Origin of the sequence: Pedobacter kyungheensis (assembly GCF_000812965.1) — a bacterium.
GTDB classification, from domain to species: domain Bacteria; phylum Bacteroidota; class Bacteroidia; order Sphingobacteriales; family Sphingobacteriaceae; genus Pedobacter; species Pedobacter kyungheensis.
Window position 1 is genome coordinate 46,886 of sequence record NZ_JSYN01000014.1, and the last position, 13,667, is coordinate 60,552.

General features: G+C 42.1%; 7 protein-coding genes. 6 read left to right on the forward strand and 1 reads right to left on the reverse strand.

The features are described 5' to 3' along the window. Window positions 1–50 precede the first annotated feature (50 nt). From OC25_RS12405 to OC25_RS26925, 3 genes are all read left to right on the forward strand, one after another. Window positions 51–3,344 carry a SusC/RagA family TonB-linked outer membrane protein gene (locus OC25_RS12405; RefSeq protein WP_167335394.1) on the forward strand — a complete coding sequence of 1,098 codons (3,294 nt, stop codon included), beginning with the start codon at window positions 51–53 and terminating at the stop codon, window positions 3,342–3,344. An 11-nt stretch (window positions 3,345–3,355) separates the two neighbouring features. Beyond that, the gene (locus OC25_RS12410; RefSeq protein ID WP_052266175.1) at window positions 3,356–4,747 is read left to right on the forward strand and encodes a RagB/SusD family nutrient uptake outer membrane protein; all 1,392 of its coding nucleotides are present in this window, start codon (window positions 3,356–3,358) and stop codon (window positions 4,745–4,747) included. A gap of 158 nt (window positions 4,748–4,905) precedes the next feature. Then, the gene (locus OC25_RS26925) at window positions 4,906–6,396 is read left to right on the forward strand and encodes a redoxin domain-containing protein (protein WP_052266176.1); all 1,491 of its coding nucleotides are present in this window, start codon (window positions 4,906–4,908) and stop codon (window positions 6,394–6,396) included. A gap of 450 nt (window positions 6,397–6,846) precedes the next feature. Here the strand turns inward: OC25_RS26925 and OC25_RS12420 are convergent, their stop codons facing one another. Beyond that, window positions 6,847–7,830, reverse strand: a complete 984-nt coding sequence (locus OC25_RS12420; protein WP_039476500.1) for an aldo/keto reductase — start codon at window positions 7,828–7,830, stop codon at window positions 6,847–6,849. Between the two features lie 642 nt (window positions 7,831–8,472). On the opposite strand from OC25_RS12420, the gene OC25_RS12425 reads away from it, so the two are divergent. From OC25_RS12425 to OC25_RS12435, 3 genes are all read left to right on the forward strand, one after another. Next, window positions 8,473–9,030: an RNA polymerase sigma-70 factor gene (locus tag OC25_RS12425; RefSeq protein WP_039476501.1), complete on the forward strand. Its 558-nt coding sequence runs from the start codon at window positions 8,473–8,475 to the stop codon at window positions 9,028–9,030. A gap of 236 nt (window positions 9,031–9,266) precedes the next feature. Continuing rightward, the gene (locus OC25_RS12430; protein ID WP_039476504.1) at window positions 9,267–10,211 is read left to right on the forward strand and encodes a FecR family protein; all 945 of its coding nucleotides are present in this window, start codon (window positions 9,267–9,269) and stop codon (window positions 10,209–10,211) included. Between the two features lie 139 nt (window positions 10,212–10,350). Next, window positions 10,351–13,653, forward strand: a complete 3,303-nt coding sequence (locus tag OC25_RS12435; RefSeq protein WP_245221981.1) for a SusC/RagA family TonB-linked outer membrane protein — start codon at window positions 10,351–10,353, stop codon at window positions 13,651–13,653. The last annotated feature ends 14 nt before the right edge of the window (window positions 13,654–13,667 follow it).

The following is a 13,667-nucleotide window of genomic DNA, read 5'->3' on the forward strand; positions in this document are numbered from 1 at the left end:
TTTATCAAGGAAGGCATTTGGCGTGCCTTCCTAAAAAAATCCTGTTAATTATGAAACTCACCATCATCATCATGACGACTTTACTCATGCATGTTAGTGCCAGTAGTTTCTCTCAAAAACTTACCTATGCGGCTAAAAACATAACCGTAGATCAGGTTTTTAAAGAAATAGAAAAGCAAACCAACTACAGGGTATTGTACGCCACCAGCACGCTGAACGATGCAGCAAAGGTGAGCGTAAACTTTAAAAATACGCCACTCAAAGAGGTAATCGAGTACCTGTTAAAAGACCAGCAGTTAACCTATAACATTGAGCAAAATACGGTATTGATAAAGAAGCAGGAACGCTCATTTATCGATAAAATAGCTTCGGTTTTTACCTCCTCACGTTTTAACGGGCGGATTGTAGACGAAAACAATACGCCGCTTGTTGGTGCAACCATTACCGTTAAAGGCAGTAAAAAGTATGCCGTAAGCGGATCTACCGGCTCTTTTGTGCTCGATCTGGAAGAAAATGATGTCTTGGTTATTTCTTACATCGGTTACGAAACCAAAGAACTGAAAATAACACGAGGCCTGTTACAGAGCGGTGTAGCCAGTTTGCTCGATATTAAATTAAGCCCTTCGGCTTCATCATTAGATCAGGTGCAGATTATTGGTTATGGCAGCACCACCAAACGCAACAATACCGGTGCTGTGAGTTCGATCACTGCCGAAGAAATTGGCAAACAAACGGTAGAAAACCCTTTGCTGGCTTTACAGGGCCGCATTGCCGGTGTACAGGTTACGCAAGATAACGGCTTGCCAGGTGCGGGTGCCCGGATGAACATCCGCGGTGCATATACCGGCGTATCTGGTGCCGGTTATATTCCATTATACATTATTGATGGTGTGCCTTTTACTTTGTTTAATGGTGCCCAGCCCGCTACCGACAACCTGAATGCAAACGGCGTGAGCGCTGCAAACGGTGGCGTAAGTCCTTTTAGTATCATTGCACCTGAAGATATTGAGCGGATCGATATCCTGAAAGATGCCGATGCAACGGCCATTTATGGTTCGCGCGGATCGAATGGTGTGGTATTAATTACCACCAAAAAAGGCAGCAAAGGTAAAACAGCTTTTAATTTCAACGTAAACTCAGGGGTAACCAATGTGGCCAATTATATTCCGATGATGAATACGCAGGAATATCTGGCTACCCGCAGGGCTGCCTTTGCACGCTCCGGTGTTACCCCAACAGCAGCTAATGCCCTGGATTTAACCGTATGGGATCAAAATGCCTATACCGATTGGCAGAAATATTTTATCGGCCATACAGGCCATACCACTAATGCTACCGGATCAGTTTCGGGAGGTAATGCGCAAAATTCTTTCCTGTTTTCTTCAACTTACCGCAAGCAAAGTACCGTTTTCGAAGGCGATTTTGGCTCTACTACCTTTTCGAGCAGATTAAACGCTGGTCATAAAAGCAGCGATGGCCGTTTTAATATCGATGGTTCGGTAAACTATACCTACATGAAGAACCTGTTGCCATCTACTGATTTGAGTACCATTTACAACCTGGCACCAAACTATCCTTTGTACAATGCCAACGGTAGCGTAAACTGGACAGCTACGAGCCCACTTTCTTACAACCCGAAAACAACCAATGCACAAACTACTAACTTGTTCAGTAATGTAAACCTTTCGTATCGCATTATCGATGGTTTGGTGGTTAAAGCCAATTTGGGTTATACTTCAACCCGTTTAAAGCAGCAGCAAATTAATCCGGCCAGTTCGCAAAATCCGGCCACTGCACAGGTAAGCTCTTTAAGGTATACCGATAACGATAACAACAATTACATTATTGAGCCGCAGGCAGTGTATACCACAAAAATTGGTGAAGGTAGCCTGGAAGCTTTAATCGGTACCACTTTTCAGCGTACCAAAGCAACCGGAATCTTTTTAACCGGTACAGGCTATAATAACGAAAACCTGATTAACTCGTTGGCAGGTGCTTCGGCTGTGGTTACCAGTTACAATGCCGATGCCACTTATAGTTATACAGCCTTTTTCAGCCGGTTGAACTATAACTGGAAAGGTAAATATATTGTTGATGGAACATACAGAAGAGATGGTTCATCACGTTTTGGTGGTAACAACAAATTTGGAGATTTTGGTGCCGTAGGCGCTTCGTGGATTTTTAGCCAGGAAGATTTTATGAAAGACCTGAGCTTTTTAAGCTTTGGTAAATTAAGGGCGAGTTATGGTATTACCGGTAACGATCAGATCCCGAATTATGGATATCTATCCCTTTATTCGTCAGCTGGATCAAGTTACAACTACGATGGTACCAGTACCTACATTCCTTCTAATATTCAAAACCCCGATTTAAAGTGGGAAACCAACAAGAAACTGGATATTGCTGTAGAATTGGGTTTCTTAAACGACAGGATTTTGCTAAAAGCAGATTATTACCGCAACCGCGTTTCTAACCTGTTAAACTTCATTACCATTCCATCGCAAACAGGTTCAACGGGTTATACCGCCAATTTAAATGCTACGGTACAAACCAAAGGTTTTGAATTTGAATTGAATACCATTAACGTAATTGCCGGCGATTTCAAATGGAATACCAACCTGAATTTAACCATTAGCCGCAATAAATTACTGGCTTTTGATAACCTGGAGAATACTTTTTATGCCAGTTCTTACATTATCGGTCAGCCAACAGATATCCGGAAGTTTTATAAATACACCGGAGTTAACCCGGCTACAGGCTTGCCAACTTACCAGGATTTAAACGGCGATGGCAGCATTAGTTTTGCGGGCGATAGGTACGTGGGCTATTACGGTCACCCTTACTTTGCCGGTATGAACAACAGCTTGAGTTATAAAGGTTTTGCACTCGATTTTATGTTCCAGTACAATCACCGTTACGGCGTATTAAATTCTACTTTAAGTTCTAGTCCGGCTGGTTTTAACTATACCAACATGAGTACGGCTTTATTAGATCGTTGGGGTGCTGTGGGCGATGTAGCGCTTTTTCCGGCTGCTTCTACGGTTAATGACCCATCTTACGGAAACTTAACTTCGTCAGATATCAACTGGGGTGATGCATCTTACTTAAAATTGAAAACGGTAAGTCTGAACTATACTTTCCCTAAAGCAATGGCCAGTAAATTAAAACTGTCTAACCTGAGTGTTTATGTACAAGGCCAAAACCTGTATACCTGGGCAAAACAGAAATATACTTACGATCCTGAAACTACTTTACCGGGCACAGGACCTGGTTTGGGTACAGGGCAATACATTGCTTTTCCGCAGGTGCGTACCATTGTATTCGGTTTAAACTGTTCATTTTAATCAAGGAAATCATGAAAATTAACTCTATATTTTTCAAAAAAATAATGGCATTGGGCTTGGTTTTAATGGCAATGTCATCGTGCAAAAAGTTTGTTGAAGCCGATCTGGCCAATAACCTTATCGCCAAAGAAGATGCTTTTAATACCGATAATTCGGCTACCAGCGCTACCTTATCGCTATACTCTTATTATTCAACACTTGATCATTTACGTTTTAGTACCCGATTGGGTGGTTTACTGGCCGATGAGTTGCAGAATACGGAATCAAATGCCGATTTAATCCAGTTCTCGCAAAATGTAGTGGTACCAACCAATGCTGTTGCTACAAATAATGTATGGGGCTATGCTTATCAAACCATCCGCTATTGCAACCTGATTCTGGATGGTATTGGTCGTTCTACCGGAATGACTACCCCCGTAAAAAACCAGTTAAGTGGCGAAGCTAAATTTTTCAGGGCGCTAATGTATTTTAACCTGGTAAATTTTTATGGTGGTGTGCCCATTACTTCTGAAGTAACCGAACTGGATAATGCTTTTAAACCAAGGGCAACAGTTGCAGAGGTTTATGCGCAGGTGTTTAGCGATTTAAAAGATGCACAAAACCTGTTACCAGCTACTTATGTGGGTAGTAGTGCAGCATTAAAGGTTAGGGTAAACAAATGGGCGGCCATAGCATTGCTGGCTAAGGTTTACCTGTACAACAAAGAGTATGCAAATGCCGAAGCCGAAGCCACCAAAGTAATCGGCTCAGGCACTTATAGTATGGCTACTTTGTCAAATGCTTTTATCAATACCAGCAGCGAAACCATTTTGCAATTGTCAACATTATTTGGTGCATCGGCTTTTAGCACTTACCGCACAACCAGTTCTGCTGCTAACGTAGCGCCACCAACTTATGTATTGTATAACAACTTTACCAAAGATTTCGAACTGAACGATAACCGTAAAACTTCGTGGGTTGATTCGACCACTTTTAATGCCGTTAAATACTACCGGATTAATAAGTACAAGGTACAATCGGCAACGGCGGCTACCTTAGGTAACGAATATACCGTGTTATTGCGTTTAGGCGAACAATACCTGATCAGGGCAGAAGCCAGGGCACAGCAATCGAACATTGGCGGTGCGCAGGATGATATCAACGTGATCCGTACCCGTGCAGGTTTGGGCAATACGACTGCCGCAACGCAAAGCGCCTTGTTAACAGCTATTGCCAAAGAACGCAAACTCGAACTTTTTGGTGAGTATGCCAACCGCTGGTTCGATTTAAAACGTACCGGAACTGCCGATGCCGTTTTAGGGGCCTTAAAACCAACCTGGAAAACCACTGCGCAATTGCTGCCAATTGGTGCTGATCAGATTTTGCTGAATAATAAACTAACTCAAAATCCTGGGTATAATTAATACGTCATTGCGAGGAGGAACGACGAAGCAATCTTTACTGCTAGCGATCCTTGCTATAAAGATTGCTTCGTCGGCCGAAAAGGCCTTCTCGCAATGACGTGTTCTCATTGCGAGAAGAAAATCTCTAGCTTTTAAAAAAAATTAAAATATAAAACCTTATGAAATTATTAAAAACTGCCTGCTCAGTACTGTTATCGGTAGTTGCCATAAATGCAGCACAGGCACAAAACACTAAACCAGCCGATACCCTGGTTAAATATTTGGATAAACTGGTAGCTTCTAAAGATTCGGCCGATAAAACTTTGTTAAGAGCCAAATTAGCCAATTTATCGGATGCTAAAACCGAAAAGGAAGTCATAACAGCGGCCAATTATTATTATCGCATAGGCGATGCTAAAAAATCGGAAGCCATTTACGGCGATATTGCTACACGTTTCCCTTTGGGTACACAGGCGAGAAATGCTGCTTCGAAAGATTTTTATCAGCTTAAAACTGCTGCCGAAGCCGAAGCTGCTTACAAAGCCTGGGTTAAAAAGTTTCCGCCAACCATGTATGAGAATACCAAGGTAGACGATCGCCTGGCTTACGATTATCAAAGGGCCATGATTGCCGGTAAATTTGCCGCCGAAAAAAATGTAGCCAAAGCCAACGAATATGCCAATATGCTTGAAGTTGATTTCTGGAAAGGCAATGCTTATTCGGGTATTACCAATGCCTTTTACAAAAACGGCGATTTAGCCAATGCTGAAATTTATGCCAAAAAAGGGATGGATAATGCCTTTTCGTATACGGATGGCAAAAAAGGCAATGAGAACTGGGCCAAATTTTCAGCCTCAGGCTACCCGGGCTTAACCAGCACCTATGCCAATATTTTATTCGAAAGGAAAAAATATGCCGAGGCATTGAAGTATTCGGAACTTGCCTATAAAAAATCAACCAGTCTAAGTCCCAGCTTAAATTATCGTTATGCGCAAATTTTAATGGGATTAAACAGAAACCAGGAAGCTTACGATAAACTGGAAGAAGTGGTTAAAGCAGGTAAGGCTTCACCGGAAATGGCTGCCGATTTCAAAAAGCTTTATGTAAAAGTAAAAGGTAGTGAAAGTGGTTTCGATGCGTATGCAGCTGCCATCAGAAAAGCATATCTGGAAAACCTGGGTAAACAATTGACCAAAGATATGGTGAATGAACAAGCTCCGGCTTTTACTTTAACCGACTTAAATGGTAAACAGGTTTCACTGGCCGATTATAAAGGTAAAATTGTAATCCTCGATTTCTGGGCAACCTGGTGCGGTCCGTGCAAGGCCTCTTTCCCTGCAATGCAAATGGCGGTAAACAAATTCAAAGACGATGAAAACGTGAAATTCCTTTTCATCCATACCTGGGAAAAAGTAGCCGATCCGGTTAAAGATGCTGCCGATTACATTAAAGGCATGAAATACTCATTCGAAGTATTGATGGATGTTAAAGATGTCGAAACCAAGGTAAACAAAGTGGTAAGCAGTTATAAGGTAAACGGTATCCCGGCCAAATTTGTAATTGATGCTGCCGGTAACATCAGGTTTAAATTAACCGGTTTTGATGGCAGCAATGAAGCCGCTGTTGATGAGCTGAGTATGATGATTGATAAGGCAAAAGCCAAATCATAAAAAAACAAAGAGCCAAATCTTAAATACAATGCCCCCAAAAAGTTAAATACTTTGCGGGGGCATTTTTATGCGTAGTAAAATTCAATGAAAGCTTCCCACCATAGGTGGCAGGGAATCATTGTTACTTTGAAAGTTCACCACCATGGGTGGCAAGGAATCATTGTTACTTTGAAAGCTCCCCACCATGGGTGGCAACAAATCATAGTTACTTTGAAAGCTTCCCACCATAGGTGGCAACAAATCAAAGTAAAATAAGGCTGTTCTTTACTCATAAGCCTGTAACTTGTCATCCCGTAATGACAGCACCTTCGCGATCGTCATTGCGAGGTTCGAAGCAATCTTACTACTTTAGGTAGGTAAAAGCAGCAATTCCATTTCAACTAGCGTTCGTTGTAAGATTGCTTCGTCGTTCCTCCTCGCAATGACGATTGTTTTATATAGTAACCAGCATTAAAACTTATTCAGCTCAGTTGCAATAAATGCAAGCTCTTCAGTTGTAAGATCAAACTGCATGGCCTGTGCATTGGCTATAGCTTGTTCTGCATTTCTGGCACCTGCAAGTACGGTGGTAATGCCTTTTTGTAAGGTAGTCCAGCGCAATACCAGTTGTGCTAAAGTGGCATTTTTCGATTCAGCAATGGGGCGGATACCGGTCAAAAAGCTTTCTACTTTTTTAAGGTCGAACTGACTGAAATACCCGTTTCTATGATCATCGGCTTTTAACTGGTTATTTTCGAAATACTTTCCTGATAAAAGCCCACGTTCCATCGGGCTATAAGCCAGCAAACCGATTTTGTTTTCGATAGCATAAGGCACCAATTCCTGCTCAATATCGCGGTGTAACATGCTATAATAAACCTGGTTCGAAGCCGGAGTAAATGTTTTGCCGGCATCTTTCATTAACTCAACAGCTGCATTTGATAAACCTGCTGCACGGATTTTTCCTGCTTTAATCAGCGCCTCCATGGCTTCCATGGTTTCGTCGATCGGGGTAGTGGCATCAGGCCAATGTTGTTGTAAAAGATCAATGTAATCGGTATTCAGGCGTGTAAGCGATTCTTCTACTTCTTTAATGATATTGGCTTTGGATGAGAATTTATAGATGGGAATGGTTTTGCCATCTTCCTGCATATCAAAAAAATGCTCACCTTTTCCGTTGTTGCTGCCATCCCAAACCAGTCCGAATTTGGTTAAAACCTGCACTTTGCTGCGGTCTTTTCCTTTTAGTGCTTCACCAATTAGTTCTTCGCTGAGGCCATAACCGTAAAAAGGGGCGGTATCTAAAGTGGTAATGCCCTGATCAATTGCAGCATGAATGGCTTCAATAGAGTCTTTTTTCTCGTTACCACCCCACATGGTGCCACCTATGGCAAATGCGCCGTAAGCGATAGCTGATAGGGCTAAATCTGTATTTCCTAATTTTCTGTATTCCATTTTGATGTTGTTTTGAATTTGATGAGGCAAAATTTGGAATAATGCTGCTATCATCAAAATAGGATGAGTTATAGGTTGGTATCATTATTTTAATAGTTTGTTTTACCACAAAAACACAAATTGCACAAAGTTTTTTTTGCCTTCTGTGACTGACTCTATATGTTTTAGCCACGGATGCACGGAGCCCACGGAAGGTTTAATGTTTCCTGGAGTCTTAGTGATTAATTTTTACAGCAAAGTTCATTTTTCCGTGTTTTCTGAGCCTCCGTGGCTGATTTATACGTTTTGCCACACCTGCCCAGCCGTTCAGGCAGGGATGCACAGAAAAGATGATCGTCCGATCCGATAGCTACCGAATTTGTTTCAGCATCTCATTTGATAAAGGCGTATTATTTAGTATGACAGGGGAATAAGAGACGCTGAAACACCCGTCCGACCCGCCGGGCGGAAGTTCAGGGTGACGACCTGTTACGAAGCACATCTTTTGCGATCTATTTAGCACTAACCGTCATTGCCAGCTTGACTGGCAATCTTAATGCATGTCTGCACGAACCACTATAACTAACCAAACCGCAGTGTTTAAGATTTATTAATATTAAGTGAATATAGGGCTGGTAGTTTTGCCGGGTAAAACCTGCACCCTTGAGTAATACACTGTTCTTATCGCTGAAAGAAGATAACCGCCAGGCCATGGAGCAGATTTACCATGCCCATTGGGAATCGGTTTTCGATGCTGCATTTAAAAGGGTTGGCGATGAAGACATCGCACAGGATATTGTTCAGGAGATTTTTATCACCCTTTGGCAAAACCGTAAAACCATCGAAATACAGGGCGAATTGGGGGCTTATCTGCATGGTGCAGTAAAGTACCGCGTGATTAACCATTTCAGGTCGGTAGCCATGCGCGACGGGCACCAGACAGAATTCGCACTTTTAATGGAAGGAAAGCATACCGCTGCAGCAGATTCGGAACTCATCAGGCAAGATGCCGACAGGGAAGTGGAGCAGGCGCTGGCCCAGCTACCCGACCGCATGCGACTGGTTATTGCCATGAGTCGCAAAGAAGATAAAACCATTAAAGAAATCGCCAGCGAGCTCGATGTATCCGTTCAAACCGTAAAAAACCAGATTACGGCTGCGATGAAAATCTTAAGGAAAAACCTTTCTTATATTTTGTTTCTAGCCTTTCTCTTTGGTTAACTGTTTAAATCGTTTAAACTGGTTAACTGGGCAGTATTTCTTAATTGGGTTAATTGTTTAAATTGTATAAACTGGTTAACTGTTCGATCCCAAAGCAAATCTTTTTACTCGATACGCTACAATTAACCGATTAACCAGTTTCAACAGTTAACCGATTACTATCCTTAACCAAAACTTAACCTACTCATAACATCTTTGGTTAGTACCCTTTTGCATTTGGATTGACATCTAATCAAATGACAGAAGAACAGGCAAAGCAATTGCTGCAAAAATATTTAGACGGAAACGCTGATCCGGCAGAGGCCAGGCAGGTAGAAGAATGGTACAACCTTTTGCAAAAGGAAGAACTCAGTTTACCTGTTGACCGTAAAGCCGCCATTGGCGAAGAAATGCTGCTTAACCTCAGGGCAGCTATGAACAGCGAAACCAAAACCCGTAAATTATTTACCCGGACAATGTGGTGGCGTGTAGCGGCATTGCTGGCCGTAGTAATTTCTATTGGTTTTGGGATCTGGAAATTAAACCATACACCTCCAATTCAGGCATTGGTAGTAATGACCACCAAAGCCGGCGAGCAAAAAACAATCTTATTGAGCGATGGCTCTGAAATTACATTAGGTCCTTCGGCAAAGGTGGTTTATCCCAAACAATTTGCCAGCAATAGTCGTAAAATTTCGCTGATAGAGGGTGAAGCTTTTTTCTCGGTAGCACACGAAGAGAACCGGCCATTTACCGTACAGGTTAAATCTGGTCTTGATGTTAAGGTACTGGGTACTTCATTCAGAGTAAGTGCCTATGCCAATCATCCGAAGGTGAAAATTACGGTGGCAACGGGTAAGGTAGCCATTAGTAAACAACAGCAGTTGCTGGGTACGTTGGTAAAGGGGCAGCAACTCGAATACAATAAAAGCAATGGGAGTACGGCGATTCACGAAGCCAAACATGAAGAATATGTCAAAATCAGCTTTGATGGCGAAACGCTGGCTGAGGTTGCACGTAAAATCGGTTATATCTACGGTATTAAAATTGTGTTGGCCGATAAAACTATCGAAAAGTTGAAATGTCGCGCCAGCTTTACGAGCAAACAACGGCCCGAAGAAATCCTCGATATCCTGTGCAGTCTGCACCACATCCGGTTCAGTGCCGCTAAAAACCATAAAACATTTAAAATATATCCATAATGAATACATAAAACCAACAGCATGCTGGTTTGCAACCATGTTCAGGCCAGAAATAATTTAAAACACATTTTAAACAATACAATCAATCAAACAAATGGAAACAACCTCAGCCAAGAGGACATCACCCCTTATTCGGATCATGAAATATTCATGCTTAACATTTTCAATCATCTGCATCTTCTGCAGTTCACTGCTGGCATCGGCGGGCATGGCCCAACGCCTCGAAAAAAGTAGTGTAACCCTAAAAATTAGTAAAGGCCGCAGGCTTAACGAAATTGTAAAAGAAATAGAAGCCGCATCGGGTTTAAGTTTCGTGTACAATCCCGATCTGCTTCAGGAAAGAAATACCTTAGTTAGCGGCGAATTTAAAATGGAACCTGTACGTTCACTTTTAGATAAGTTAGGCCTGAGCGTAGTAGAAAAGGGCGATTACGTTATCCTCAATAATACTACTTTTAATAAACCCGATCGCATCATTACCGGTGTGGTAAAAGATTCGACCGGGCTTACACTTCCGGGTGTTTCGGTAAAAGTTGTAGGTACACAAAGCGGTACCATTACCGATGCCAATGGTGCTTTCAGGATCGAAGCCAGTGCGCAAACCGTGCTTTCTTTCTCTATGATTGGTTACCGCACTAAAGAAGTAACCGTAGGCGAAAACCCGGTAATTAATGTTACGTTAATTGAAGAACGATCAAACCTTGGTGAGGTAGTGGTGGTAGGTTACGGTACGCAAAAGAAAGAAACTTTAACCGGTGCCGTGAGTGTGGTGTCGTTAGATAAGTTATCGTCACGTTCGGTAAACAGTGTTGGCGATGTGCTTGCAGGTAAATCGCCGGGCGTAATTGTAACCAACGAAGGGGGCGATCCAACGTCTACGCCGCGTATTAATATCCGAGGATCTGGCGGACTTAACGGGGAGAGTGTATTGTATGTAATTGACGGATCTATCTTTCTAGGTACCCCACAACTTAACCCGAATGATATCGAGTCGATTTCAGTATTAAAAGATGCAGCAGCTGCCATTTATGGCGCACGCGCATCGGGTGGTGTGGTTTTAATCACCACAAAAAAAGGAAAGAGCGGTAAAATGCAGATCAGCTTTGATGCCAAATTAGGTCAGCAAAGTGCCTGGAGAAAATTAGAACCTTTAAATGCCGAGCAACGCGCACAGGTAGCCGCAACAGCAGCTAAAAATGGTGGTACAACTATATTACCGGCTTTTGATGCCAGTAAATACCCTGACGGACAGGTTACGCGTACCAACTGGATGGATGAAGTGTTTAGAGATGGCTTGTTACAGGATTATAACGCAGCCATAAATGGTGGAAATGAAAAATCGAACTTTTACCTGAGTTTCAATTACCGCAACGCAGAAGGTATTGTGTTAAACACCAAAACCCAGCGTTACAACTTTAGAATCAATTCTGAGCATGAGCTGGCATCCTGGTTAAAAGTGGGCGAGAACCTATCATACAGCAGTACCAATGGTAATGGTGCCAATACCAGCAGCGATTATACCGGTGCGCTTTTATCAGCTATTTATTATCCAACCAATGGTACGCCTTACAATGCCGATGGTAGTTTTGCAGGTTTACCTGGCGGTCAGTATGCAGGCGATTACGGCGATATCATTAACCCTGTTGCCGAATTACAGCGTATTGATGTAAATAACCCGGTTAATGTATTGGTGGTAAATCCTTATGCTACCCTTAAACTGGCCAAAGGTTTAACTTTCCGTTCAAACCTGAGCATTACCAAAAGAGATGCCAGCTATAAGAGTTTTACGCCTAAAAGACCTGAAGTAGGTAAACCGGTTTTGAGCAATAGCCTGCAGCAAAGCAGCGATCAATCGACCGATTTTCTTACCGAGCAGGTATTGAGTTATAAAGAAACTTTCGGTAAGCACAGCTTAGATGCTACCGGTGGATATACTTTCCAAAAAACAAAGAATAGCGGATTGAGTACTTCGGGCGCAGGTTTTGATGATGAATCGCCACAGTACCGCTATCTGGCTAACGCAACTGTCATCCAGCCTTCATCAAGTTATTATAATGCCAATGCAGTGTCATCACTGTTTTTAAGGGCCAACTATAACTATGACGAAAAATACCTGTTGTCGTTAATCGGTCGCCGTGATGGAGTATCCTTATTATCAAAAGATAACAGGACCCGCAATTATGTTTCTGCTTCGGCAGGATGGTTAATCACTAAAGAAGATTTTCTTAAAAATACAGGGTGGTTAAACGAATTGAAATTAAGGGGTAGCTATGGCATATTAGGTAATCTGGGTAGTCTTCCGCAATCGGCTGTTAATCCTTTACTGGCTGCAACTCAAAGTTATTTCGGACAAACGCCAACCTTACAAACAGGTTATGTATCTACCATATTGGCTAACCCTGGCTTAACATGGGCAGAAAGTAAACAAACTAACTTCGGGTTGGATGTTACCGTATTAAACAGGTTGAGTTTAGTAGCTGATTATTTTATTAAAGATATTGATAAGATGATTTTAACCCGCACACTTCCGGGTACAGCGGGTTTAGGTACGCAAACCATTAATGCCGGTAAAGTTAGAGATAAAGGGATAGAATTAGGCTTAACTTATAACAGCGATAAAAATGCAGCTTTTACCTATTCTGTTAATGCAACACTTACTAAAATAAACAACAAAGTAATTAACCTGGGTGATGGATTGCAGAATATTGCAGTAGGTACCAATTTCCGTAACGAGCTTGCACCACTTTCAATCAATGTTGGTCAACCGCTTTACAGCTACTATGTATTAAAAACCGAAGGGATTTTCCAGTCGCAGGCCGAGGCGGATAACTATAAAAACGCCAGCGGACAAAAAATACAGCCCAATGCAAAAGCTGGTGATTTCAAATTTGCAGATTTAGATGGTAATGGCTCAATTGATAGTAAAGACCGTTATTTTGCAGGTAGTGCTTATCCTGATTTTTCTTATGGATTAAGCTTTAACGCCAGCTACAAAAACTTCGACTTTAACATTTTTGCGCAAGGTGTTCAGGGCAATAAGCTTTTCAACGCCGTAAAAAGAACTACTTATAGTGCCAGCGGACCATCGTACAATAAACTGGTAGGTATTTTAGATGCATGGTCGCCAGAAAACCCGGGTGGCAAAGTACCAATTATCTCGACCAGCGATAGCAATGGTAACTTTAATGCCTCTGATTTTTATATCGAAGATGGCTCGTACCTGCGTATCCGTAACGTAACCCTGGGTTATAGCTTGCCAAAACAATTAACCAGTAAACTCAGGACAGGTGCTATCAGGGTATATGCAACTGCCAATAACCTGTTTACCATTACCAACTATTCAGGTTTTGACCCTGAAATCGGGATGGACAACAATGGTTTAGATGTAGGCCGTTACCCGCAAGCCAGAAGCTTTATCCTTGGTTTAAGTGTTAATCTTTAATCTCACACAAAAAA

Excerpts from the sequence above, each read along its gene's own strand:
- OC25_RS12410 (WP_052266175.1), top strand. The coding sequence starts at position 3,356 with ATGAAAATTAACTCTATATTTTTCAAAAAAATAATGGCATTGGGCTTG.
- OC25_RS12405 (WP_167335394.1), top strand. The coding sequence starts at position 51 with ATGAAACTCACCATCATCATCATGACGACTTTACTCATGCATGTTAGT.
- OC25_RS12430 (WP_039476504.1), top strand. The coding sequence starts at position 9,267 with ATGACAGAAGAACAGGCAAAGCAATTGCTGCAAAAATATTTAGACGGA.
- OC25_RS12435 (WP_245221981.1), top strand. The coding sequence starts at position 10,351 with ATGAAATATTCATGCTTAACATTTTCAATCATCTGCATCTTCTGCAGT.
- OC25_RS12420 (WP_039476500.1), bottom strand. The coding sequence starts at position 7,830 with ATGGAATACAGAAAATTAGGAAATACAGATTTAGCCCTATCAGCTATC.
- OC25_RS26925 (WP_052266176.1), top strand. The coding sequence starts at position 4,906 with ATGAAATTATTAAAAACTGCCTGCTCAGTACTGTTATCGGTAGTTGCC.